The organism is Gottfriedia sp. NPDC056225 (assembly GCF_042267765.1).
Classification (GTDB): Bacteria; Bacillota; Bacilli; order Bacillales; family Bacillaceae_G; genus Gottfriedia.
This window is the reverse complement of sequence record NZ_JBHJTJ010000010.1, coordinates 1-23,693: the sequence shown is the minus strand read 5'-3', so window position 1 is coordinate 23,693 and position 23,693 is coordinate 1. Positions and strand designations below refer to the sequence as shown.

Sequence of the window (23,693 nt, the reverse complement as noted above, 5' to 3'; positions counted from 1 at the left end):
CCTATCCTAAAATTTGATTTAGATGATGCTTCATATGTTCAATATAATCTGTAAATATCCAACTTAGAGTAACTGTTTCGTCATTTTGAGTTTTATATTGTAGTTTCCATTGATCTTCTGAAATAGTTGAGAGTACATTTATGAAACGGTTATTTAGCGCAGTCCATAAAGTAAGAATTTCTTCAATTGTATAGCCATTTTGATAATCATTTAGTTCTACCCATGAATTTTGTTTATAAAGTTCTAGAGTGAGTTCATCGTTTGAGGATAATCTGTCTATAAATCTTTTATGGTTCATTGTCGCTGAGTCACAAAGATGGCCAAGGATTTCTTTTTTCGACCATTTTTTAGGGCTCGTTTTAAAATTTGTATTCGATAAAGATATGATGATTTTTGGAACGGTTTGGATTAGACTACTAAATTCGTTTAATAAATTATTCATCTAAAAACTCCTCCTTCGTTTCTACTATGTTATGAATATGAACAAACATTTTTCTTTATGTGTCTTTAGACAAGCCTTTGGTGAATAGGTTATTAGTAGGACAATCTTGGAGGTGGCTTGATGTTAGTCTTTTTACTTTATGTTGGATTGTTAGTTGGAGTGTTAGCAGTTTATAAAGATGCCATTAAGCGGGATGTTAATAATCTTGGTTTTCAAATGATCGGTTATTATGTACTAGCTTCTCTGCCTTTTCGATTATTTTGGTTGCCGGTACCTTTTGGTTTTTTAATTTGTTTATTTCTATTATCTAAACCAATGCTTCGATATAAAAAACAAAAACAAGTTGCTAGCCTATTAGGTTTCCTTGTATTTATAGTAGATGCTTTATTCTAAATGAATTTTTCATTTAGAATAAAGCTTTTTTTACACATTAAGAAAGTATAAATTGGCTACGGTGAAGATCAGTCGACGTAGATGCCAATTTTAGGTATAAGTATAAGTGCAACTACCCCTCTGTCTTCGCCAATCGGCGAGTTTTCTTTATTTATTTCTTTGAAATCTTTAATGCTTTTTCTGTATTAGCAAAGTGTAATTTTGTTAGACTTCTTAAAGCTTCAAAACCTTTTAATTTTATTAGTTTTGCAGCGGCTTGGTCAACTTTTGCTCCGGCTCCCTTTGGTAAGGTCATGCCAGCCTTTTCACTTAATTTGTCCATTTGTTGAAGAAATGCATAGCGAGCTAGAATTGAAGAAACTGCAACCGAAAGATGTAGACCTTCAGCTTTTGTTGCAAATTGTACTTTATCACGAATCACTTCTTTTGTGCCTTTTAAATATCCGTAATACAGATTTGGAGGAGTGAATTGGTCAATTAAAATTGCGTCATACGTTTTTCCTTCTAATTTTGAAATGGTATTTCGAATTGCTTGATTGTGTAATAAGGCCTTTAATTTGTTCATATTATAGCCTTTTTCTTGCATATCGTTGTACTTTTCATTGTGTAGTACTAACAGACTGTAAGTTACGACATGCATAATCTTTTTTGCGATGCTACTTATGGCATCGTCAGTTAATTCTTTGGAATCTTTAACCCCTAATTCTTTCAGTAATTCGAATTGACTCGGATCTACAAAGGAAGCAACTACTGCCATTGGTCCAAAATAATCCCCAGTACCAACTTCATCACTCCCAATAACTGCGAGACTTGAAAAGTTTTTTGGTAAAGTTGAATTCGAATTTGTAGGATTTACCTTTTTAGGAGTTTGGCTAGCCGATTTCCCTTGCCATTTACTTACCTCAGCATCACAATTTGAGCCTTGGAACATTACTTTGCCTGATTTATAAGCTGTGATTGTACAACCCGTTGGCTTGGCCATAAAAATTCCACCTTGTGGCACTTTTGATTGAAGACTATTTTGGTAATGTGATTTCATTTTTAAGAGTGTATCTTCGGAAACTGTTAATACAGTGTTTGACATAAATTTCTCCTTTGTTACAGATAATTTCCAATACTTTTGATTGTACTGAATTTCATGTTATAGTTAAGGTTAGAATGTTTATAGCTGATTGGAGGTATGAAGTTGTCCAATTCTTCATCAAAACAAAAACTAAATGTGACTATCTATGGGCAACATTATGCAATTACTGGTAACGAGTCCACAGATCATATTCGTCATGTTGCCTCAATTGTAGATGATAAAATGAAAGAAATAAATCAAAAAAATCCATTTTTGGATACAAATAAATTAGCCGTTTTGACAGCAATCAATATTGTGAGTGATTATGTAAAATTAAAAGAAAGAGCTGAAATGCTCAAAAAATTAGTAGAAAAACAATTGAAAAGTGAGCAGAATGACAATGATTGATTTAATAATACTTATTATTTTTGTATTAGGAATTTTGACAGGTTGGAGAAGAGGATTTGTTAGCAGCCTTGTTCGATTACTAGGTTTTTTACTATCCTTATACTTAGCTTATCATTATTATGAGCAGACCGCTACTTCACTTAAAAAATTATTTCCAATGCACATAAATGGAAGTCAGGTCGTAAATGTGCAAGGATTTGCTTATGAAATTATTGCTTTTGCCCTGTTATTTATTGGGACAAGACTTGTAATCACATTTATTGGTTCATTAGTAAATGGAATATTCCAGTTACCTGTCTTAAAGCAAATGAATGCTTTTTTAGGTGGTATTTTAGGCTTTATCGAAGTTTATTTATTTTCGATTTTAGCTTTATTTATAGCATTAATTGTTCCAATCGATACAGTTCATGATTTATTACACAAGTCCAATATCGCTTATTTTATGGTGCAACATACACCTTTTATATCAAATCAATTGATGGAACTTTGGAATGGAATTTCAAGTTCTGAAATACTTTAATGAGTTCAAATTCGTAAATTAAGTAGGTGACTTAAGATGCATAAAAAGGAATTAATTAAACTATTAGAACAAATTGCAACATATTTGGAGCTTAAAGGTGAGAATGCCTTTAAAATATCGGCATTTCGTAAAGCAGCTAATGCACTTGAAGCTGATGAAAGAAGTCTTGAACAAATCGATGACTTTACTGCAATTAAAGGGATTGGAAAAGGGACTTCTGCGGTAATTTTAGAGTATATTGAAACTGGTAAAAGTACGGTTTTAGAAGAACTGCAAGAATCTTTACCAAAAACCTTACTTCCTTTACTTCGATTACCTGGATTAGGTGGTAAAAAAGTAGCCAAGCTTTATCAAGAATTACAAATTGAGAGCATGGAGCAGTTAAAAGAAGCATGTTTAAATGGTAAATTACAAGGATTAGCTGGTTTTGGTAAAAAAACAGAGAAAAATATTTTAGAGTCAATTGAGGAATTTGGTAAGCAGCCTGAGCGTTTGCCTTTGGCTGATGTATTACCAATTGCTGATAAAATTGAAGCTTATTTAGCAGGAATGAAAGATGTTGACAAATATTCTAGAGCAGGAAGCTTACGAAGAGTCCGTGAAACTGTTAAGGATTTAGATTTTATTATAGCTTCTGATAAACCGGAAAGTATTAAACAACAATTACTTTCTATTCCGGAAATCGTACGAGTAATTGCACAAGGGGATACAAAGGTTTCTCTAGTTTTAAAAGGTGCTGAATATGAAATTTCAGTTGACTTCCGTATTATTTGGCCAAAGGAGTTTGCGACTACATTACATCACTTTACTGGATCAAAGGATCATAATGTAGCAATGCGTCAATTAGCTAAAGAGCGCGATGAAAAAATTAGTGAGTATGGTGTTGAGAATGTTAATACTGGTGAAGTTTTAACGTTTGATAATGAAGAAGACTTTTATGCTCATTTTAATTTGCCTTGTTTTCCACCTGAGATTCGAGAGGATGGGAAAGAAGTTTCAACATTTACGAATGAATATCCATTAATTCGTTTAGAAGATATTAAGTCTGATTTACATATGCATTCTACATGGAGTGACGGTGGCTATTCAATTGAAGAAATGGCAGATGTTTGCCGTGCAAAGGGCTATAAATATATTGTTATCACAGACCACTCTCAATATTTAAAAGTCGCTAATGGTTTAACTCCTGAACGCTTATGGAAACAAAAGGAAGAAATTCAGCGTGTTAATGCAAAATACTCTGATTTTACAATTCTACATGGAGTAGAAATGGATATTTTGCCTGATGGTTCATTAGATTATGAGGATGATGTTTTGCGTTCACTAGATTTTGTTATTGCATCAATTCATTCGAGCTTTAGTCAAGATGAAGATACAATTATGATGCGTTTAAAAAATGCAATGAGAAATCCATATGTTAACATGATTGGACATCCGACAGGGAGAAAAATTGGTAGACGAGCTGGATACAAAGTAAATGCCGAGGAATTAATTTCAGTGGCAAAAGAAACTGGTACAATTTTAGAATTAAATGCGAATCCTAATCGACTAGATTTAAATAAAGAAATGTTAATGATGGCCAGTGAAGCTGGTGTGTTGCTATCAATTAATACTGACGCACATAATATTGATATGCTAGAGCATATGTCTGTAGGGGTAAGTGCGGCCAAGAAGGCTTGGTTAAAAAGAGAAAATATTGTAAATACATTTGAATTACACGAACTTTTAAGTTTAATTGAAAGGAAACGTAATTGAGTGTAAGGAGGTACGGGGTATGAATCGTACGTTAAGAGTTTTAGAGTACGAAAAAATAAAAGAACAATTACTTAAACATGCTTCATCTTCACTTGGTAAAGAACGAATTAAAAACCTTTTACCAAGTACGGATTATGATGAAGTTGTCGAACTACATGAATCAACTGACGAAGCAGTAAAAGTGATCCGTCTACGCGGAAATGTTCCACTTGGTGGATTAACTGATATAAGAATGCAAGTTAAAAGAGCGGATATTGGTGGAATGCTTTCACCTTCTGAGTTAATAGCGATTTCAGGTGTTACATATGCTGGACGCCAAATGATTCGTTTTATTGAAGGATTAATAGAAAGTGAAGTAGAGATTCCATACTTAGAATCATTAAGTGAGCAAATCATTCCTTTATTAGAACTAGATAAAAATATTAAAGCTGCTATTGGTGATAATGGTGAAGTTTTAGATGACGCTAGTGTGGCACTTCGAATGATTCGTGGACAAGTACGTACTGCTGAAGCGCGTATTCGTGAAAAATTAGAAAGTCTAACTAGAGGCTCGAATGCTCAGAAAATGTTATCTGATTCAATCGTAACAATCCGTAACGATCGATTCGTTATTCCGGTAAAACAGGAATATAGACATGCATATGGCGGAATTGTTCACGATCAGTCTTCTTCTGGTCAAACATTATTTATTGAACCTCAAGCTATTGTAACGTTAAACAATAGTTTACAAGAGGCTAAAGTAAAAGAAGAGCAAGAAATAGAGAAAATTTTAATGGCATTAACAGGTCAAGTGGCTGAAGCTTCAGAAGATTTATTGCAAAATGTTAAGATTTTAGCTGAAATGGATTTCTTATTTGCAAAAGCAAACTACTCTCATGCTATTAAAGCGAGTAAACCAATTTTAAATAACGAGCGATATTTTAAATTGAAAAAAGCACGCCATCCGCTAATTCCAAGAGATGTTGTTGTCGCTAATGATATTGAATTAGGTAAAGAGTACACAACAATTGTTATTACTGGTCCTAATACTGGTGGTAAGACAGTTACTTTAAAAACGATTGGTATTTGCGTTTTAATGGCACAATCGGGTCTACAAATTCCTGCATTAGATGGTTCGGAAATCTGTGTGTTTGAACAAGTGTTTGCCGATATTGGTGATGAGCAGTCAATTGAACAAAGCTTAAGTACATTTTCTTCGCATATGGTTAATATTGTCGATATTTTAAAACATGTAAATCATAATAGTCTTGTATTATTTGATGAATTAGGAGCTGGAACTGATCCAGGTGAAGGCGCAGCATTAGCGATCTCAATTTTGGATGAAGTTAGCGATTATGGAGCAAGAGTTGTAGCAACTACACATTATCCTGAATTAAAAGCATATAGCTACAATCGAGAGCAAGTTATGAATGCAAGTGTTGAGTTTGATGTTGAGACATTAAGTCCGACTTATCGATTATTAATTGGTGTGCCTGGTAGAAGTAATGCGTTTGAGATTTCTAGAAGACTAGGACTTTCAAATCGTGTTATCGAAAAAGCAAGAAATCATGTAAGCGAAGAAAGTAATGAAGTTGAAAATATGATCGCATCTTTAGAAACGAGTCGAAAAGGTGCAGAGACAGAATGGAAAGAAGCAGAAGACTTCCGTAAAGAATCTGAACGTATTTTCAAAGATTTACAAAAGCAAATGATGGAATTCTATGATCATCGTGATGAATTATATCGCGGAGCTCAAGAAGAAGCGAAAAAGCGTGTTAAAGTAGCACAGCAAGAAGCTGAGGATATTATTAAAGAGTTGAGAGAGCTTAAAAATAGCCAACTGTCTTCAATTAAAGATCATGAATTAATTGAGGCGAGGACTCGTTTAGAAGGGGCAATTCCTTATGCACCTAAGAAGGCGATTCCTCAAGCGGCTCCAAAGAAACAAAAGAAGCTTCGTGAAGGTGACGAAGTAAAAGTAATTAGCTTTAACCAAAAAGGGACATTGCTTGATAAAATTAGTGAAGGTGAATGGCAAGTTCAGCTCGGTATTATTAAGATGAAGGTTAAAGAAAGTGATATCGAATATATTAGTTCACCTAAAGAAGTAAAAGAACGAACGGTTACTTCAGTAAAAGGTAAGGATTTTCATGTTAATCTTGAGCTGGATCTTAGAGGTGAAAGATATGAAGATGCGTTAATTCGTGTTGAAAAATATATTGACGATGCTTTGTTGGCTGGTTATCCACGAATTAATATCATTCATGGAAAGGGCACAGGTGCTCTAAGACAAGGCGTACAAGAATACTTAAAAAAACACAGAGCTGTTAAAACTTATCGATATGGTGCAGCCTCAGAAGGCGGAATCGGTGTTACAGTAGTGGATTTAAAATAAGGTAGTAGGGGTTCAATGATGGAAAAGTTGGCAAAAATATTATTTGCAGTTTGTGCAGTATTTTTAGTTTGGGGAATTTTATACGTGACGGTTATTAAATAAAATAATGGAGGCTAGCATCATTATCGTAATTCTGTTATTTATGTAGGTAAAACCACATAATAATGAATTGAGAAAATAATTGAGTTAGTCTCTTTTTTAATTAGAAAGGTGAATTGGTTTGAAGAAAATCATCTTAGCGGTAGTCATCTTTGTTATTGTCTTTGTTGGATTTAATGGTTTTCCTCATAAACACAAAAAGAAGGTAATTGTAAATAAAAATATTATTGTGCAAAGAGATGTTCGCTATACAAATCCTGCTCAGGTTCCACAAACTTTTGATTTATATCGCTCTAAAAACGCTCATGGTCCAGCACCGACGTTAATATTTGTACATGGAGGTTCTTGGAGATATGGTAGTAAAGAGTTAAACAAAAGATGGCAAACGATTTTTAATGAAATTGTGAATGACGGATATACCGCAATTAGTATAAACTATACACTTTATTCTAAAGAAAATTATTCGTATAATTTTCCTGTTAATGATGTGAAAACAGCGATTAATTTTATTTACGATAATTCTACTGAATTAGGAATTAATCGAAATCAAATTGGTTTAGCAGGTGCTTCTGCTGGTGGTCATTTAGCCTTATTAACTGGTCTTCAACCTGATATACAAAGTAAAATTAAATACATGATCGCTTGGTATCCTATTTCGGACTTAACGACTATGAATCAATCTCCTACTTCAAGAAGTTCGGAAATTGTAGATAAATATATGAATAGTACCGTCGATCAAATGACTGCTGAATATAATCGGATGAGTCCTATACAATATGTAGCAAAGACAAAAGTTCCAATCTTTATCGTACATGGTACAGGGGATAAGCTTGTTCCATTTAGTCAATCTAAACGATTTGCTAAGAAAAATCCGAAAATGGTTACGTTGATTCCTCTAAAGAATGGAAATCATGGATTTACAAATCTATCGATACAAAAGTCTACGAATGATACGATTAACTATTTAAAGGCGAGACTAAAAAAGTAAGGTGATTCAATGAGTCATATTAATAAAATTCAATTTCTTACAAAAGAGCATTGGAGTCTATTGTTACTTGCTGATCCATCGAAAGAAATGGTAGATAAGTATATTCAAAAGAGTCATATTTATGAAATAGTAGATCGTCATTTGCTCGTTGGTATAATCGTATTAATGGAAATTTCCAACGAAGAGATTGAAATTAAAAATATTGCAATTGATCCAGCCTTTCAAGGTAATGGCTATGGTAAAAGTTTAATTCACTTTGGTATCCGTGAATCTAAAAAACTTGGCTATTCTAAAATTTCGATATGTACAGGTAATTCAAGTACACATCAATTAGCGTTATATAAAAATTGTGGCTTTCGAATAAGTACTATTTCCCGTGATTTCTTTATTCAAAATTATGAAGAAGAAATTTGGGAAAATGGAATTCAGTGTAAAGATTTAATAAAGCTTGAACAATTAATAGATTAAAAAAGTAGGGTGTCCCAAAAGGGCATCCTACTTTTTATATTTATAGGAAGTATATAAAGAAAAGTAGTTGAAATAACAGTCGAAGTGCAAATGAGATGGTTGAACATGCAAATAAAACTGTGAAATGTGCAAATAAGAAATCCGAAACTGCAAATATAAATAGAGAATCTGCAAATAAAATCAGTAAAAGTGCAATTAAATTTAACAAAACTGCAAATAAAATTAGTGAAACTGCAATTAAATTTCCTAGAATGCCAAATTAGATAGGGAATTACCTATACCGGTTAAGGTATTTCGCCTAAATTATTGTTCAAAGGTAGATGCACAGAAATGGAAAATTAATAAATATGCTCTAATACCATTTAAATAGCCTAAAAAAGTGAAGAAATCTACTAAATATCTATAAATGGAGAGCATAGTATCAACTCTAATTGAAAAAAGTTACCAGGATACCGCCATTTTGCTTTTCTTAAATATAAAAAAGGGACCGTCTATTTGTCTGTAATGCTGACTAATAGTACGGCCTCGTTTTTCAATCATTAAACGGTTTAACATACATAACGTAAGTATTTCGGTCTTGATCGACTTCGTTTGATGTTTGCTCATAAATTTGTTGATTGATTGTAATATAGGTTGATTGAAGCCAAGTTAGTAAATCTAACTCATCTCCGCTTTCATAGAAATGAATTTCCTCAAAAGAATCAACATCTCTAATTTCAATTCCTAATGGTCTATTTAAATGATAATAAGGAGTATTTTCTAATTCGGATTCAACTACTTCAATTACATAACGATCTTCTTCAATATAAGAGCCTTTGTTCTCATAAACGAAACCATTTAAAATAAAATAGTCGCAGTATCTTCTAGTAAAGATTTGGACCTTTGATAAAAATGGAAAATGGTAAATTGGACGCGTAAATTCGCCGTCCAGTAATCGGTATTCAAGAACAAAAATGTTATCGGTATTAAACATTGTACGGACTCCTTTATTAATTGTATATCTATTAGTATATAACAAAGATTGGGTTAGAAATGTATGTATTTATTTCATTAAGAATAGAATAAGACAGCTTTACTTATGAATATATTTAATTTGTTTCTCATTTTTCACCGTAAACTAGTTTTTATATACAGTTGGACTGAGTGTAGTTTAGTATAGAGTAGACTAATTTAATTCTGGAAAGGAGATCCAAATGTCAAAAACATCATTATTAATGAAAAAAGTTAGTATCGCTTTAACGAGTGGATTAGCAGTAGGTGCACTAGCTGGTTGTAGTTCTCAAAGTGCGGATCGACCAGAAAAACCGAAAAATGACGATTGTCGTGATTGGGATTTTGATGATGACGAAGGTGTTTGGGTTTGTGATGACAGTTCTAGTCATTACTACCATAGTTATTATCACGGAGGAATATTTTATCCAACAAGAACTGCGTTAAATGGAAGTAAATCTTATAAGAGCTATAAATCTTCTAGTAGCTTTTCAGGACATACTTCGTCTTCCTCGAAGAGTGGGTTTGGTAAGGGTTCATCTGGGGGATTTGGTGGTTAATAATGGAAAATGTCAATTTACATGATTATCAGCAAAAGCGAAAAGAAGTATATAAAAGATTACCAGACTTTTGGGCAGATTTACAAGATTCATATTATGCTTTATTAGATTATTATCCTTTTACAAAAAGTGAAGTCGATGAAATTCATTCAGTTACTGAGCAAATTGGAAAAATTTATGATAAGACGGCTCGTTTAATGAGACAGCTTCCAGATGATATTTTTTATATGCTTGGTTATTCAAAGGAAATTCTTCCGTTTTTACGTCATAAAACGATTGAAAGTGAAGGAATCATAAGAAGAATTGATCTTGCCCTCACAAAGGATGGTTGGAAACATTATGAATGTAATAGTGACACGCCAACTTTTATTATGGAAACACATCATGTTAATGGCTATATTACAGATTACTTCAATGTGAAAAATCCTAATGTTGAAAGTGAAATGAAATTATCTAGTGCCATAAATCACGTCATAAACAAAAGTATTAAAGGTTTAGATGAACCGATGATTGTTTTTACGGCTCACGGAGACCATGAGGAAGACTGGAAGACAGTTAAGTATATTCAATCTCTATACAAAGGTAAGAGTCAATTGATTTCACTAGAAGACTTACAAATTACTGAAAATGATGGACTATATACACCTAAAGGGGAAAGAATACATATTCTTTACCGACAAACCTATCCAATTGAACATCTAGAGCTTGATCAATCTTCAGATGGGACAAAAATTGGGTTGGCATTATTACAGCTTGTAATAGATGGGAAATTAATTATGTTCAATCCTATCTCTTCGTTTTTATTACAGTCTAAAGCTGTTCAAGCATTGATTTGGAACTTACATATAGAACAATCAGATGTTTTTACAGTGGAAGAACATGAAGTCATTAGCAATTATTTTTTACCAACTTTTTTAGAGCCAGATTATTTTATCGAACATAAACTTCCATATATTGAGAAACCTGCATTTGGACGTGAGGGAGATTCAATTAAGATTTATGATGGTGAACATAGTCAGCAAAGTAATCAGAATAACTACTCTAATCAAGTGATGGTCTACCAACAATACTCGCCTTTACCTAAGCGTAAGGTTATGACTCCTGACGGGATGTTAGATTTACATGTATTAGTAGGTAGTTTTTTAATTAAGGAAGAATATGGTGCAATCGGCGTGCGTGCTGGAAATATCATTACTGGAAACGAAAGTTGTTTTTTGCCTGTAGGGCTTGTTGAAGAAGAAATTTAAATAAAGGGGATGAGATATTAAATGGATAGTATTGTTAGTACATTGCAATATTTAGGATCAGGACTTATTCTTTTATTTATTGGATTTTTAGCGTTTACTTTTACAACTAAGATGAGTGAGCAAAAATTAATATTAGATGATGGCAATATAGCCGTCGCATTAAAATTAGCAGGTAAATTAGTCGGATTAGCAATCGTCATTATGTCTGCAGCAAAATACTCAGTTAACTATGGTGACTTTATTATATGGAGCCTAGTTGGCATTATAGCTCAAATGGTTACATATTGGATTGCTGAATTTGTATTATTTCCGAAAATATCGTTTGCTAAAAAAGTTGAAGAGGGTAATGTTGCCGTTGCAGCATTATTATTTACTTTAAGTGTAACGGTAGGATTACTTATATCAGGTAGTATTTCATATTGATGACATGAAAGAGAATGCTAGATTGGCATTCTCTTTTTTAAATTAGTCTAGCTAGAAACACTAACAAAGAAATTTAACTTTTATTAAATTTCTTTTAACGGTATGCTTATCTTATAAGCGATTTAAAAAATATTATGATAATAAGTTTAAGTGTACTTTACTTTCACTTTAGAAGGAGGAAAAGCGTTGACTTTAGAAATTAAACAGCTTTCTAAAAAATTTGGAGATGCTATTGCAGTTAATCAATTGTCATTAACTTTGCCTAAAGGAAGAGTACTAGGATTATTAGGTAGAAATGGAGCAGGAAAAACGACTACTATTAAAATGTTAATAGGACTACTTACACCTACTAATGGGGAAATAAATTGGGAAGGAATTCCCTTTAAAACGACTAAAGTTAAGGTCGGCTATTTACCGGAGGAAAGAGGTTTATTTACAAAAAGTAAGGTTGTTGATCAACTAAAGTACTTTGGAAAACTAGAAGGAATGTCTAACAAGGAAGTCGATAAAGAAATTACATACTGGTTAGATCGTTTGGAAATACCGCATTATCGAAATAAAAAGGCTGGAGAGCTTTCCAAAGGTAACCAACAAAAAATTCAACTAATTGTAACTTTATTACATAATCCTGAGTTAATTATTTTAGATGAGCCTTTTAGTGGACTAGATCCAGTTAATGCGGATTTAATGGCATCAATTATTACCGAAGAAATTGAAAAAGGGAAAACAGTAATATTATCGAGTCACCGCATGGATCAAGTGGAAGCATTTTGTGAACATGTTTGTATTTTAAAGAACGGAAATGTAGTCGCAGAAGGCAGTTTAAGTAGATTAAAAGAGGAATATGGTTATAGAAATTTAATTTTAGAAGATATAGAGCCTATTAAACAATTATTAGCTTCTAAAAATGTAAGTTATGAACAAAAGCATTCGGGAATTTACGTAAAAGTGAAAAGTGATGAGGAAGCATTTACGATTTTAGATCATATAAAGTCGGAAATCGGTTCTATAAGGAAATTTCAATTATTAGAGCCGACACTAAATGATATCTTTATAGAGAGGGCGAGATAAATGAGAAAATTTAGCACGGTCTTTTTATTTCATTTACGTGAAGGTTTAATGGCAAAAGCAACGATGATTATGAGTGTAGTTTTATTTATATTAGTCGTTGGGGTATTAGGAGTACAGAATTATATTGCTGGTACAGAAAAGAATAATAAGGATAAAGATAAAATTGTTTTAATTAATCAGACGGTAAATTATCCTTTAGATCCTGCTAGTTTAAACAAAACACTTAAATCGGCTAAAATAGAGCATGGAAATCCAGGTAATGAAATAGATGTAAAAAAACAAGTTGAGGATGGCTCAAAAGACGGATTAATTATCATCACTGAAAAGAACAATGTCCCATCAATTCAATATACTTATAAAAAGTTCTCAAATAGTGATGTACTTTCAGTATTAAATATGACATTGCAACAAAATTACTTAACGAAAACTGCTCAAAACTTAAAGTTATCACCCGATTCTGTAACAAAGTTATTGCAAAAAGTGGAGGTTAAAGAAGAAGTTCTAAAAAACCCTATGGCTACATTCGGAATTGCTTACTTTTTTGGCTTCTTACTATATATGTTTTTATTAATATATGGAAACTCAATCGCTACTGGTATTGTTGCTGAAAAGTCTTCTAGAGTAATGGAAGTATTATTACCTAAAGTAAGTCCTGTCGTTACTCTATACGGAAGAGTCGTTGCAGTATTTTTTGTAGCCTGTGCACAATTAGTTGTACTAGGATTAGGATTTCTATTTGCCAATTTATTAGGCTGGGCGAATTCAAATGCGATATCTTTTTTTGGAATGAAAATAGATTTAGAGGCATTAGATAGTTCAACCATCATAGCTTTTGTTGTTTATTTCTTACTAGGTTATTTATTATACGGTTTACTTTACGCTGCAATTGGATCAGTCGTTTCTAGAACAGAGGAGCTTCAAATGGTTCTGATGCCACTTACAATATTAGTTGTAGCTGCATTCTTTGTTAGTATTAATGCATTAATAAATCCAAACGGTACATTTATCCAAATTAGCTCATACATTCCATTCTTTGCACCACTCGTAGCATTTTCTAGATTTGTAAGCGGAGAAATGAATTTTATAGAAATAAGTGCTAGTGTATTAATTTTACTCGTTTCAATTTTGATTTTAACACGTGTTGCTAGCCGCATTTATGTTAATGGAGTCATGTATTACAGTGAAAAAGTAAAGTTGAAAGATATCGCTCGATTATTGAAAAGACAATAAAAAAATAGATCTCCAAAGTCATATTGCTGACTTTGGAGATCTATTTTTATTTCATCATCACACAGTAAATCTGAAGAAAATTCGGCGTAGTTTTCAATTTTAGGTTTAAGTATAAGTGTAAATTCGCCTTTATCAAACTCTGTTTTTTAAAATTGATTTTATGTTTCGAAATGAAATAGAAGCTGATTACTCAACTTAGTTTTAACTTTAAATCTTTCAAAGAACTAGTCTTGGATTTTTGACTTCACATCCTGCTGTAAAACTTCCAACTCTCCAATTACAATCTCCGAAACACGTTTATATCCTTTTGTGTTATTCGGATGCATACTATCAATTAAATAATATTCACCGTTCATTCGATTCCAGCCAACATTAGAGTATAGGTCAATACAAGGCAATGAGTAAAAAGATGCTACATCTTTTACAGCGCGAGCGTAATCAGATGTTAAAAATCCGGCTTTATTTTTATCTTCATATTTTCCGTCGTGATATCTAGGTACAGGCGTCATCAGAATAATTCTGCAGTCTGGTAGCCTTAATTGTATTTTTTCAACCATTGAACACAAAGCACCAGTAAATGTAGATTCGTCTAAGTTAGGTTGTTTATTTGTTGGCAACCCATTACCTAAAGGAATATTTCTTCCAAAGTCATTTGTCCCACCCATTATTGTTAATAACTGAGTAGTAAGTGGGATCGTAGCATCGATTCTTTGACTGTTACACATACTAGACAAAATTTCTGTCGTTCCTTTTGGCTGGGGATCAGGTGGGTGACCTTTATAATTTCCATTTTTATCGATCCAAGCAATCGACCCATTTTCAGCTATAGTTGTTCCGCCAATCCCTCTATTCACATGTGTCAAACCTAATTTTTCTGCTACTGCAGGTTGCCATCCGTTAGACGAAGTTATACTATCCCCATAGCTAATCCATTCTATTGATTTGTTTTTAGTTATCATTTTACCTTTTACATCCGGCATATTTGCGAACAATTTATTACAAATTCGTTTTACATTCCATGATAATCTATTCATAGATATCACCCTTTTTACACATTTACTTTCTAAACATGTAAATCGTTTTTTTTCTCATGTAATTTTGCAACAATGACCATATAGTATTAACAGTTTATATGTGAACATTACTATATATTACATTAATCGAATTACAACTAAAGAAAACGCCCCTCTATTGTTATCTAAAATAAACAATAGGGGACGATTAGATTATCTACTAGTTAGTTGACTGATCCTGTGGTATTTTCTCAATTAAATTAGTATAGGAGTCTTGTATTCTCTTAGTAATTTCTCCACGCTTACCTAAACCAATAGAATAAGACTTTTCATCGATTAAAACTGAAGTAACAGGTAAAATATCGGAAACGGATGCAGTTGTAAAAGCCTCATCTGCATTTAAGAGATCATCGATTGAAAATGGATCTTCCTTTACTTCTATATTTTCTTTTTTTGCAATTTCAAGTACTACTTTTCGGGTAATACCATTAAGAATTAAATGATTTGCAGGATGTGTATAAAGAGTTGAGTTTTTTACGATAAAGACATTTGTTGCTGAACCCTCAGTAATTATTCCATCTCTATGCAATATAGCTTCTTTTGCTCCCTTAGAATAAGCTTCATTTTTTACTAAAACGCTGCCTAATAAATTTAAACTTTTAATATCACAGCGGAGCCACCTAATGTCATTAGTTACATAAGCAGTAATTCCTTTTTCCATTTGTTGTAATGGTCTTTGATCTTCTCTAACTGTATAGGCAATTAATTGAGGTTTTAAATTAGCTTCTTCTTGATAAATATGATTACGGTTCATTACACCTCTACTAATTTGAATATAAACATAGCCATTATCATAATCACAAGTGTTCATTAAATAAACTAAATCACTTTCAAGCTTTTTTAGATGCATTTTAAAGGGGATTAGTATTTTTTCACAGCTATCCTTTAAACGAATTAAATGGGCATCGAGTTCAAAATAAGACTTATTGAAAAAACGAATGACTTCGTAAACACCATCTCCAAATTGATAACCTCGATCTAATATATTTACATTTGCAGACTTTAAATCAACAATACGGTTGTTTAAAAGAACCTTTGTTTTCATCTATTCTTCACTCCCCGTTATCATAAAAGTCATTTTACTAATAAACATTTTTAATAATGAGTTTTTTTGTGATACATTCAATATAGCATAAGTTTATTAAATATTTTGTAAAAAGGAGAGAGACAATGAAAATATTAATTTTAGGTGCTAGTGGACTAGTTGGGAAGGCTTTAATAAAAGAATTATCTCCTGATCATGATGTGTATGGAACATTTAATCAAACGGAATTAGAATTAACAGCTAATCATCAAATACAATGGGAAATCAATGATTCAGAGAAGATTTTGAATTGGATTGATCGTATTTGCCCGGATATAATCGTTTCTTGTTTACGAGGTGATTTTACTGTTCAATTCGAAGCTCATGCTAGAATTGTAGAAAAGGTAAAATCAACATCGACTAGATTTTTATTTTGTTCTACAACGAATGTTTTTGATGGAGACGTAACAAGGCATCATGCTGAGACTGATCCTCCTATTGCCGAGTCGGATTATGGGCAATTTAAAATAAAGTGTGAAGAGCTTATTAAGAACGAGCTTGGAATGCGTGGAGTAATTTTAAGATTACCAATGGTTTGGGGAAAACAATCTCCGAGGTTAAAAGAAATAAAGAATAAAATAGAAAATGGGCAAGAGATTGAAGCCTACGACAATATATATTTAAATCATGCAATTGATACAGGAATAGCAAGCCAAGTAAGACAAATTATCGCAAATGATCTAAAAGGGATTTTTCATTTAGCGACTACTGATATTGACTCGCAATATGCATTTGTTTGGAAACTTGTAAAAGGCTTATCGCCAGAGGGAAAAGTTAAATCGTTAACACTTGAGAATTATGACAATTATAATTTTGGGTTATTAATTAATCGCACTGATCTAGAATCAGGTTTTTACTATGATAATGAAACACTGCTTGACCAACTAGTTAAATAATTTAATAAAAAATAAGAAAAAACTAGTGATTAAATATTCTTAATATTTTGATTGTATAGCTGAAATTTGTAACATATACTAATTTTAGTATGAACATACTTTTAAAATACTGGTGGTGAATGGTATGGAGGAACTAAGTGTAAAGCCTTGGGTGAGTCAGTATCCAGAGCAAATACCAACAGCATTAGATGATCACTTTGAAATACTACCAAACTATTTAAAGCAGACAGCTTCGAAATATCCAACTAAGAAAGCGCTTAATTTTCTCGGGAAATCGATGACTTTTAACGAAATTTATATTCAGTCTTTAAGATTTGCAAATTTTTTAAGGAATTTAGGAATTAAAAAAGGTGATCGAGTTGCAATCATGCTTCCAAATTGTCCACAAGCAGTGATTGCTTATTATGGAATTCTATTTGCTGAAGCAATAATTGTCCAAACAAATCCGCTCTATACTGAACGTGAGCTTGAATATCAAATGAATGATAGTGGTGCAACTGCTATTATTTGTTTAGATTTATTGATTAATAGAGTATGCGAAGTAAAAAAAACTACAAAGCTTCAACATATTTTTGTTACTGGGATTAAAGACTATTTACCGTTTATTAAAAGGATATTATATCCTTTTTCAAAACAACCAAAGGCTCCGGAGATACCTAAAGATCATTCAATTCATCAATTTAATTTTATAATGAACATATCTGCACCAATTGAACATGTACCTACAAATAGTAATGTAGAAGATATAGCAATACTACAATATACAGGTGGAACGACCGGCTTTCCAAAAGGTGTAATGCTTACGCATAAAAACTTAGCATCTAATACATTAATGGCCGAAAAATGGTTATATAAAAGCAAGAAGGGCCAAGAGAAAATTTTAACTGTCTTGCCATTCTTCCACGTATATGGAATGACTACTTGTATGAATTTATCGATAATGTGTGCATATGAAATGATAATCGTTCCAAGATTTGATGCAACTCAAATGCTTGAAGCGATAAATAAATACCGTCCTACATTGTTTCCAGGTGCACCAACCATGTATATTGCACTATTAAATCATCCAGAATTAAAGAAGAATGATATTTCATGTATTCATGCGTGCTTAAGCGGATCTGCAGCATTACCTGTAGAAGTTCAAGAGCAGTTTGAAAAGGTGACAGGTGGGAAATTAGTTGAGGGCTACGGATTATCAGAGGCTTCTCCAGTGACACATAGTAATTTCCTTTGGGATAAACGAGTGACTGGGAGTATTGGCGTTCCTTGGCCAAGTACAGATGCTAAAATCGTTTCCCTAGAAACAGGAGAAGAGCTACCTCCACGTGAAATTGGTGAATTAATCGTTTCAGGACCACAAGTTATGAAAGGCTATTGGAATCGTCCTGAAGAAACTGCTGCCACTTTAAAAGATGGATGGTTATATACAGGTGATTTAGGTTATATGGATGAGGAAGGCTTCTTTTATATTGTTGATCGTAAGAAAGATATGATTAACGCAGGAGGATTTAATGTTTATCCTAGAGATATAGAGGAAGTATTGTATGAACATGAGGCTATTAAAGAAGCAGTCGTAGTTGGAATTCCAGATGACTATCGTGGAGAAACAGTTAAAGCGTATGTTGTATTAAAAGATGGTAAATCGGTAACTGAGGATGAATTAGATGATTTTTGCCGAAAATATTTAGCAGCATACAAAGTTCCGCGAGTTTATGAATTTAGAACAGAATTACCGAAGACGATGATTGGTAAAATATTAAGAAGAACATTGCTTGAAGAAGAAGAGCAAAAGAATAATAAAACAGAAGATTCTGATGAAAATTTAATATAAATTCAATTGAGGGATGATCAACAGAACATCCCTCAATTGAATTTATTTATAAATACCTTTGATTTATAAGGAATAAATTATTAAAGGACAATTGACAATTTTCTGATAAATTTGTATTATGAGAATATGAATGATTGTTCATTCACTGTATGAAGGGGTATATAAAGATGAAAAGAGATAAACCAAAATATAAACAAATAATTGATGCTGCAGTTGTTGTAATTGCTGAAAATGGTTACCACCAAGCGCAAGTTTCTAAAATTGCAAAGCAGGCTGGAGTAGCTGATGGAACGATCTATTTATATTTTAAAAATAAAGAATCAATCCTAATTTCGTTGTTCGAAGAGAAGATGGGAAATTTTACTGAAAAAATTCGTGAAAAAATTGAAGGTAAACCCGATTCGATATCGAAATTATTAATGTTGGTGAAAACTCACTTTTATGAAATGTCTAAAGATTCACATTTAGCAATCGTTATGCAATTGGAAGTAAGACAAACAAATATTGACCTTAGATTAAAAATAAACGAGGTACTGAAAGAGTATCTCCATATTATAGATTCTATTTTAATTGATGGGGTAAATAGCGGTTTGTTTGACAAGCAATTAGATATACGTACAGCTAGACAAATGATTTTTGGGACGATTGATGAAGTGATGACTCATTGGGTAATGACAGGTCAAAAGCAAGATCTAGAGTCAAAAGCCGAAAAAGTGCACCAATTATTAATAAGAGGATGCGGGTACCAAAATTAACGTTCTAGTGCACTTCAAAAATAAGGAGGAATAGTTGTGAGTTTAATTCAATGTAAAATATCCGACGGTATTGCATTTCTAACAATTCAACATCCACCAGCAAATGCTATGTCTTCGGTAGTATTTGCTGATTTAGTTAAGATTTTAGATGAATTAGATAATAACAATGATGTAAGCGTTTTAGTTGTCCATGGAGAAGGTAAATTTTTCTCTGCAGGTGCAGATATAAAAGAGTTTACTTCATTCAAAAATGCAGAAGCTGCAGCTGCTGTTGCTAGAAGGGGTCAATTAGTATTTGATCGTGTTGAAAATTATTCTAAGCCAATTATCGCAGCAATTCATGGAGCTGCATTAGGTGGCGGATTAGAATTTGCTATGAGCTGCCATATCCGAGTTGTTGCAGAAAATGCAAAACTTGGTTTACCTGAATTAAACTTAGGAATCATTCCTGGTTTTGCTGGTACACAACGATTACCTCGTTATATTGGAAAAGATAAAGCATTAGTAATGCTTGCTACTTCTGAACCAATTTCTGGTGTTGAAGCTGGTAAAATTGGATTAGCTACAATTGTAGTTCCAGAAGATAGTTTATTAGAAGAAGCGACAGCCTTGGCTGCTAAAATAGCAAGAAAAAGTATGCAATCAATTGAATATGTTCTACAACTACTATCTTCAACAAGAACTGAATCATATCATGAAGCGGTTGAAGAAGAGTCTAAATTATTTGGAGAAATTTTTACATCTGAAAATGCAAAAGAGGGTATATCGGCATTTTTAGAAAAAAGGAAACCAGTGTTTAATAAATAAGTAGTTTAATATTTTTAAAAAATAGATGTAGTTACAATTCCTAGGAGGGCATAACAATGAACATTTATGTACTATTAAAAAGAACATTCGATACTGAAGAGAAAATTACAATTTCAAATGGTGTAATCCAAGAGGATGGCGCTGAATTTATTATAAATCCTTATGATGAGTATGCAGTTGAAGAAGCAATTCAAATCCGTGATGCTCATGGCGGCGAAGTAACAGTAGTAACAGTTGGTAACGAAGATAGCGAAAAAGAACTACGTACAGCACTAGCAATGGGTGCTGATAAAGCCGTGTTAATTAACGTTGAAGATGATGTTACAAATGCTGATCAATATACAACATCTAAACTAATTGCAAAATACTTAGAGGATAAAGACCCTTCAATTATCTTAGCTGGTAATGTAGCAATTGATGGTGGTACTGGTCAAGTAGGTCCACGCGTTTCCGAATTATTAAACATTCCTTACGTAACGACAATTACAAAAATCGAAATTAATGGTACAACAGCTACAATCGAACGTGATGTAGAAGGCGACACAGAAATCATTGAAACATCTTTACCATTATTAATTACTGCTCAACAAGGTTTAAACGAGCCAAGATACCCATCTTTACCAGGGATCATGAAAGCTAAGAAAAAACCTTTAGACGAGTTAGAATTAGATGATTTAGATCTAGAAGAAGATGATGTTGAAGCAAAAACAAAAACGATTGAAATTTACCTTCCTGCGAAAAAAGAAGGCGGTAAAGTTTTAGCTGGTGAATTACAAGACCAAGTGAAAGAACTAGTTTCATTATTACGTTCTGAGGCAAAAGTAATTTAATTTAATTGAATATTGGAACAGACTAATAGATTAATATCGTAATCGAAAATTTTGGAGGGAAATAACATGTCACGTAAAGTATTAGTATTAGGCGAAGTTCGTGAAGGATCATTACGAAATGTTTCATTTGAGGCAGTAGGTGCTGCTAAAACAGTTGCTGAGGGCGGAGAAGTAGTTGCTGTATTAGTAGGTAAATCAGTAAGTGCATTAGCTACTGAAATGATTCAATACGGTGCAGACCGTGCGATCGTTGTAGAAGATGAAAAATTAGCATCATATACTTCTGACGGATATTCTCAAGCATTATTAGCTGTTATTGACCAAGAAAAGCCAGAAGGTCTTGTATTTGGCCATACAGCTTTAGGAAAAGATTTATCACCAAAGCTTGCTGCTCGCTTACAAAGCGGACTAATTTCAGATGTTACAACAATTGAAGTAGCAGGTGGAAATATCGTTTTCACTCGTCCAATTTACTCAGGTAAAGCATTCGAGAAAAAAGTTATGGTAGATCCATTTATTTTTGCAACAATTCGTCCAAACAATATTACAGCATTAGAAAAAGACGCTACTCGTAGTGGTGATGTGGCAACTGTTTCAGTTGAAATTAAAGACTTACGTTCAATCGTAAAAGATGTTGTACGCAAAGCAAGTGAAGGTGTAGACCTTTCTGAAGCTAAAATTATTGTTGCTGGTGGTCGTGGAGTTAAGAGTGAAGATGGATTTAACCCATTAAAAGAATTAGCAACAGTATTAGGAGCTGCTGTAGGTGCATCTCGTGGCGCATGTGATGCTAACTACTGTGATTACTCTTTACAAATTGGCCAAACTGGTAAAGTTGTAACGCCTGATTTATACATCGCATGTGGTATCTCAGGAGCAATTCAACATTTAGCTGGTATGTCTAACTCTAAAGTAATCGTTGCAATTAACAAAGATCCAGAAGCTAATATCTTTAAAGTAGCTGATTATGGAATCGTTGGTGACTTATTCGATGTTTTACCATTATTAACTGAAGAATTTAAAGCGGTATTAGTTAACTCTTAATATGGCTGTAAAATGAAGGTGTCCCTAATTTTTTAGGGAGCCTTCTTTTTTATTGTTGGGAATCGGGAGTTAGATTGGTTAGGGGAATTAGAAGTAGAGCATGGGAATAAAGAGGTGGATCGGTAAATAAAAATGAGGCAACGCAATTAAAAAGGTAGAATTGCAAATAAAACGGCATAACATAAATAAAAATGGAGAATCACAAATAAAAACGGTGTAACGCAAATAAAAAAGGAGAATCGCAATTAAAATAAGAACTTACCCATACTGGTTAGGGGATTACAGCCTATTTTCGTTTATAAGCAGATACTTTCGAATGAAAAACTAGGAGATATCCTTAGATTTCCTTCGAATTAGTTTAAAAAGTGGATAAATAGTTGTATATCGCTATCCAAAGAAAAATATTTTCAACTACAAATGAAAAACTTCGCTAATATACCCTCTGATATGTTTTTCGCGTGACGTTAATCATCAAAAGGTTAACAATTTCTTTCTATTTCAACCGTGTATTTTGGTTTTTTTCCAATAAAAAAAAGAGGATTCAGTTGTCAGTTACTCTGACTTTTTGAACACCTCCTTTTATAGTTCTTCTATTTTACAAGCCATTGCCACTACATCCTAACAATGACTGATCCACCGCCAGATGTTACTACTTGATTTTGTTTTTGCTCAAGTTGTCTAAGTAATTCATTATTTGCTTCGATTGCTTTTACAAGGTTAGTAATTTGATTTTCAAGATTCATAAACATTTGCATAACCGTTTGATGATCAGTTTGAACGTGACCTTGAACGCCATTTCTCATAGGATGTTGCGGGTGGTGGTGAGGGGGTGAATTCCAAAATGGATGATGCATATTTTAACCTCCAATTTCTAGACCAATGTACTATATAGTACGTCTAATTTATTGTAAGAGTTCGCCTATTTTAAATAGTTCAGGATTTATTGCGAATTAATATATAGGAAAGAAGTGAGTGGATTTTAAAAACTGGGGTACTTGCTATCTATGAGAACATGGGTGAACAAAAAAAGTAACCCCCTTTAAAGGATTACTTAGTAAATTAAGAAATAGCTTTGTCTATTTTGTTTTTTTCGTATAGTAATTCGTGGCGTTTTTCAATTTTACTTTCAATCTTCTCAATTTCTTCTTTGTTGTGCAATAATGATTGTTTATTCTCATTAACTAATTGGTTAAACGTTTTACGAAAAGGTTTTCTCATGACTGCCACTCCTAACGTTAAATTTTTTGAATATTATTATTATATTTAAAAATATATTAACATAAAAATCTGACATTTCCCAATTAAGATTTTACAAAATTGTGACAAATGTAATGAGTTATTC

At 32.8% G+C, this 23,693-nt stretch carries 26 protein-coding genes; 19 read left to right on the top strand and 7 right to left on the bottom strand.

Features of this window, described 5'->3' with window-relative positions:
- Nucleotide 1: 1 nt before the first annotated feature.
- Nucleotides 2-442 (bottom strand): DinB family protein, encoded by a 441-nt coding sequence (locus ACFCYN_RS09140; protein ID WP_375948861.1) that lies wholly within the window; start codon nt 440-442, stop codon nt 2-4.
- Nucleotides 443-562: 120 nt separating this feature from the next.
- On the opposite strand from ACFCYN_RS09140, the gene ACFCYN_RS09135 reads away from it, so the two are divergent.
- Complete coding sequence (locus tag ACFCYN_RS09135; protein WP_172447297.1) at nt 563-835, top strand: GNAT family protein; 273 nt, start codon at nt 563-565, stop codon at nt 833-835.
- Nucleotides 836-986: 151 nt separating this feature from the next.
- On the opposite strand, the gene rnhC is transcribed toward ACFCYN_RS09135, so the two are convergent.
- On the bottom strand, nt 987-1,919 hold the full coding sequence (rnhC, locus tag ACFCYN_RS09130) for a ribonuclease HIII (protein WP_375948859.1): 933 nt from the start codon (nt 1,917-1,919) through the stop codon (nt 987-989).
- Nucleotides 1,920-2,021: 102 nt separating this feature from the next.
- Between rnhC and zapA the strand changes: the two genes are divergently transcribed.
- From zapA to ACFCYN_RS09095, 7 genes are all read left to right on the top strand, one after another.
- Nucleotides 2,022-2,306, top strand: coding sequence for a cell division protein ZapA (gene zapA / locus ACFCYN_RS09125; RefSeq protein ID WP_375948857.1), 285 nt, complete (start codon nt 2,022-2,024; stop codon nt 2,304-2,306).
- On the top strand, nt 2,299-2,826 hold the full coding sequence (locus ACFCYN_RS09120) for a CvpA family protein (protein WP_172447300.1): 528 nt from the start codon (nt 2,299-2,301) through the stop codon (nt 2,824-2,826). Before zapA ends, ACFCYN_RS09120 begins: the two co-directional genes overlap by 8 nt.
- A 36-nt stretch (nt 2,827-2,862) precedes the next feature.
- Entirely contained in the window at nt 2,863-4,581 is a 1,719-nt protein-coding gene (gene polX / locus ACFCYN_RS09115) for a DNA polymerase/3'-5' exonuclease PolX (RefSeq protein ID WP_375948855.1), read from the top strand.
- Nucleotides 4,582-4,600: 19 nt separating this feature from the next.
- Nucleotides 4,601-6,955, top strand: a complete 2,355-nt coding sequence (locus ACFCYN_RS09110; protein ID WP_375948853.1) for an endonuclease MutS2 — start codon at nt 4,601-4,603, stop codon at nt 6,953-6,955.
- Between the two features lie 220 nt (nt 6,956-7,175).
- Nucleotides 7,176-8,042 carry an alpha/beta hydrolase gene (locus ACFCYN_RS09105; RefSeq protein ID WP_172447303.1) on the top strand — a complete coding sequence of 289 codons (867 nt, stop codon included), beginning with the start codon at nt 7,176-7,178 and terminating at the stop codon, nt 8,040-8,042.
- A gap of 9 nt (nt 8,043-8,051) precedes the next feature.
- On the top strand, nt 8,052-8,510 hold the full coding sequence (locus ACFCYN_RS09100) for a GNAT family N-acetyltransferase (protein ID WP_375948851.1): 459 nt from the start codon (nt 8,052-8,054) through the stop codon (nt 8,508-8,510).
- A gap of 95 nt (nt 8,511-8,605) precedes the next feature.
- Nucleotides 8,606-8,773: a hypothetical protein gene (locus tag ACFCYN_RS09095; protein WP_375948849.1), complete on the top strand. Its 168-nt coding sequence runs from the start codon at nt 8,606-8,608 to the stop codon at nt 8,771-8,773.
- Nucleotides 8,774-9,042: 269 nt separating this feature from the next.
- Here the strand turns inward: ACFCYN_RS09095 and ACFCYN_RS09090 are convergent, their stop codons facing one another.
- Nucleotides 9,043-9,483 carry a hypothetical protein gene (locus tag ACFCYN_RS09090; protein WP_172447306.1) on the bottom strand — a complete coding sequence of 147 codons (441 nt, stop codon included), beginning with the start codon at nt 9,481-9,483 and terminating at the stop codon, nt 9,043-9,045.
- Between the two features lie 220 nt (nt 9,484-9,703).
- Here ACFCYN_RS09090 and ACFCYN_RS09085 point away from each other — a divergent pair, with 220 nt between their 5' ends.
- The 5 genes from ACFCYN_RS09085 (at nt 9,704) to ACFCYN_RS09065 (ending at nt 14,031) form a co-directional block, all read left to right on the top strand.
- Entirely contained in the window at nt 9,704-10,060 is a 357-nt protein-coding gene (locus ACFCYN_RS09085) for an aminotransferase yhxA (RefSeq protein ID WP_375948847.1), read from the top strand.
- A 2-nt stretch (nt 10,061-10,062) separates the two neighbouring features.
- Nucleotides 10,063-11,307, top strand: a complete 1,245-nt coding sequence (locus ACFCYN_RS09080) for a glutathionylspermidine synthase family protein (protein ID WP_375948845.1) — start codon at nt 10,063-10,065, stop codon at nt 11,305-11,307.
- Between the two features lie 21 nt (nt 11,308-11,328).
- Complete coding sequence (locus ACFCYN_RS09075) at nt 11,329-11,730, top strand: DUF350 domain-containing protein (protein WP_216854011.1); 402 nt, start codon at nt 11,329-11,331, stop codon at nt 11,728-11,730.
- 186 nt (nt 11,731-11,916) lie between these two features.
- On the top strand, nt 11,917-12,801 hold the full coding sequence (locus ACFCYN_RS09070) for an ABC transporter ATP-binding protein (RefSeq protein WP_172447308.1): 885 nt from the start codon (nt 11,917-11,919) through the stop codon (nt 12,799-12,801).
- Nucleotides 12,802-14,031 carry an ABC transporter permease gene (locus ACFCYN_RS09065; RefSeq protein WP_172447309.1) on the top strand — a complete coding sequence of 410 codons (1,230 nt, stop codon included), beginning with the start codon at nt 12,802-12,804 and terminating at the stop codon, nt 14,029-14,031. It abuts the gene before it with no gap.
- Nucleotides 14,032-14,255: 224 nt separating this feature from the next.
- Here the strand turns inward: ACFCYN_RS09065 and ACFCYN_RS09060 are convergent, their stop codons facing one another.
- Nucleotides 14,256-15,065, bottom strand: coding sequence for an SGNH/GDSL hydrolase family protein (locus ACFCYN_RS09060; RefSeq protein WP_172447310.1), 810 nt, complete (start codon nt 15,063-15,065; stop codon nt 14,256-14,258).
- A 199-nt stretch (nt 15,066-15,264) separates the two neighbouring features.
- Nucleotides 15,265-16,149, bottom strand: coding sequence for a D-amino-acid transaminase (gene dat / locus ACFCYN_RS09055; protein WP_375948842.1), 885 nt, complete (start codon nt 16,147-16,149; stop codon nt 15,265-15,267).
- A 125-nt stretch (nt 16,150-16,274) separates the two neighbouring features.
- On the opposite strand from dat, the gene ACFCYN_RS09050 reads away from it, so the two are divergent.
- The 6 genes from ACFCYN_RS09050 (at nt 16,275) to ACFCYN_RS09025 (ending at nt 22,351) form a co-directional block, all read left to right on the top strand.
- Nucleotides 16,275-17,084, top strand: a complete 810-nt coding sequence (locus tag ACFCYN_RS09050) for a sugar nucleotide-binding protein (RefSeq protein ID WP_375948840.1) — start codon at nt 16,275-16,277, stop codon at nt 17,082-17,084.
- A gap of 124 nt (nt 17,085-17,208) precedes the next feature.
- Entirely contained in the window at nt 17,209-18,915 is a 1,707-nt protein-coding gene (locus ACFCYN_RS09045; RefSeq protein WP_172447313.1) for an AMP-binding protein, read from the top strand.
- 167 nt (nt 18,916-19,082) lie between these two features.
- Nucleotides 19,083-19,670: a fatty acid metabolism transcriptional regulator FadR gene (locus ACFCYN_RS09040; protein WP_098120307.1), complete on the top strand. Its 588-nt coding sequence runs from the start codon at nt 19,083-19,085 to the stop codon at nt 19,668-19,670.
- A 36-nt stretch (nt 19,671-19,706) separates the two neighbouring features.
- Complete coding sequence (locus ACFCYN_RS09035; protein ID WP_375948837.1) at nt 19,707-20,477, top strand: enoyl-CoA hydratase; 771 nt, start codon at nt 19,707-19,709, stop codon at nt 20,475-20,477.
- A 56-nt stretch (nt 20,478-20,533) separates the two neighbouring features.
- Nucleotides 20,534-21,307 carry an electron transfer flavoprotein subunit beta/FixA family protein gene (locus tag ACFCYN_RS09030; protein ID WP_172447315.1) on the top strand — a complete coding sequence of 258 codons (774 nt, stop codon included), beginning with the start codon at nt 20,534-20,536 and terminating at the stop codon, nt 21,305-21,307.
- 66 nt (nt 21,308-21,373) lie between these two features.
- The gene (locus ACFCYN_RS09025) at nt 21,374-22,351 is read left to right on the top strand and encodes an electron transfer flavoprotein subunit alpha/FixB family protein (protein WP_375948835.1); all 978 of its coding nucleotides are present in this window, start codon (nt 21,374-21,376) and stop codon (nt 22,349-22,351) included.
- Between the two features lie 611 nt (nt 22,352-22,962).
- Here ACFCYN_RS09025 and ACFCYN_RS09020 read toward each other — a convergent pair.
- Nucleotides 22,963-23,205 (bottom strand): hypothetical protein, encoded by a 243-nt coding sequence (locus tag ACFCYN_RS09020; RefSeq protein WP_172447317.1) that lies wholly within the window; start codon nt 23,203-23,205, stop codon nt 22,963-22,965.
- 205 nt (nt 23,206-23,410) lie between these two features.
- Nucleotides 23,411-23,569 carry an FbpB family small basic protein gene (locus ACFCYN_RS09015; RefSeq protein WP_172447318.1) on the bottom strand — a complete coding sequence of 53 codons (159 nt, stop codon included), beginning with the start codon at nt 23,567-23,569 and terminating at the stop codon, nt 23,411-23,413.
- Between the last annotated feature and the right edge of the window lie 124 nt (nt 23,570-23,693).

Bases quoted from the DNA above. Each gene is read 5' to 3' on its own strand.
- ACFCYN_RS09140 (WP_375948861.1), bottom strand. From the start codon at position 442: ATGAATAATTTATTAAACGAATTTAGTAGTCTAATCCAAACCGTTCCA.
- ACFCYN_RS09135 (WP_172447297.1), top strand. From the start codon at position 563: ATGTTAGTCTTTTTACTTTATGTTGGATTGTTAGTTGGAGTGTTAGCA.
- rnhC (WP_375948859.1), bottom strand. From the start codon at position 1,919: ATGTCAAACACTGTATTAACAGTTTCCGAAGATACACTCTTAAAAATG.
- ACFCYN_RS09120 (WP_172447300.1), top strand. From the start codon at position 2,299: ATGATTGATTTAATAATACTTATTATTTTTGTATTAGGAATTTTGACA.
- polX (WP_375948855.1), top strand. From the start codon at position 2,863: ATGCATAAAAAGGAATTAATTAAACTATTAGAACAAATTGCAACATAT.
- ACFCYN_RS09110 (WP_375948853.1), top strand. From the start codon at position 4,601: ATGAATCGTACGTTAAGAGTTTTAGAGTACGAAAAAATAAAAGAACAA.
- ACFCYN_RS09100 (WP_375948851.1), top strand. From the start codon at position 8,052: ATGAGTCATATTAATAAAATTCAATTTCTTACAAAAGAGCATTGGAGT.
- ACFCYN_RS09095 (WP_375948849.1), top strand. From the start codon at position 8,606: ATGGTTGAACATGCAAATAAAACTGTGAAATGTGCAAATAAGAAATCC.
- ACFCYN_RS09090 (WP_172447306.1), bottom strand. From the start codon at position 9,483: ATGTTTAATACCGATAACATTTTTGTTCTTGAATACCGATTACTGGAC.
- ACFCYN_RS09085 (WP_375948847.1), top strand. From the start codon at position 9,704: ATGTCAAAAACATCATTATTAATGAAAAAAGTTAGTATCGCTTTAACG.
- ACFCYN_RS09080 (WP_375948845.1), top strand. From the start codon at position 10,063: ATGGAAAATGTCAATTTACATGATTATCAGCAAAAGCGAAAAGAAGTA.
- ACFCYN_RS09075 (WP_216854011.1), top strand. From the start codon at position 11,329: ATGGATAGTATTGTTAGTACATTGCAATATTTAGGATCAGGACTTATT.
- ACFCYN_RS09065 (WP_172447309.1), top strand. From the start codon at position 12,802: ATGAGAAAATTTAGCACGGTCTTTTTATTTCATTTACGTGAAGGTTTA.
- ACFCYN_RS09060 (WP_172447310.1), bottom strand. From the start codon at position 15,065: ATGAATAGATTATCATGGAATGTAAAACGAATTTGTAATAAATTGTTC.
- dat (WP_375948842.1), bottom strand. From the start codon at position 16,149: ATGAAAACAAAGGTTCTTTTAAACAACCGTATTGTTGATTTAAAGTCT.
- ACFCYN_RS09050 (WP_375948840.1), top strand. From the start codon at position 16,275: ATGAAAATATTAATTTTAGGTGCTAGTGGACTAGTTGGGAAGGCTTTA.
- ACFCYN_RS09045 (WP_172447313.1), top strand. From the start codon at position 17,209: ATGGAGGAACTAAGTGTAAAGCCTTGGGTGAGTCAGTATCCAGAGCAA.
- ACFCYN_RS09040 (WP_098120307.1), top strand. From the start codon at position 19,083: ATGAAAAGAGATAAACCAAAATATAAACAAATAATTGATGCTGCAGTT.
- ACFCYN_RS09030 (WP_172447315.1), top strand. From the start codon at position 20,534: ATGAACATTTATGTACTATTAAAAAGAACATTCGATACTGAAGAGAAA.
- ACFCYN_RS09025 (WP_375948835.1), top strand. From the start codon at position 21,374: ATGTCACGTAAAGTATTAGTATTAGGCGAAGTTCGTGAAGGATCATTA.
- ACFCYN_RS09020 (WP_172447317.1), bottom strand. From the start codon at position 23,205: ATGCATCATCCATTTTGGAATTCACCCCCTCACCACCACCCGCAACAT.
- ACFCYN_RS09015 (WP_172447318.1), bottom strand. From the start codon at position 23,569: ATGAGAAAACCTTTTCGTAAAACGTTTAACCAATTAGTTAATGAGAAT.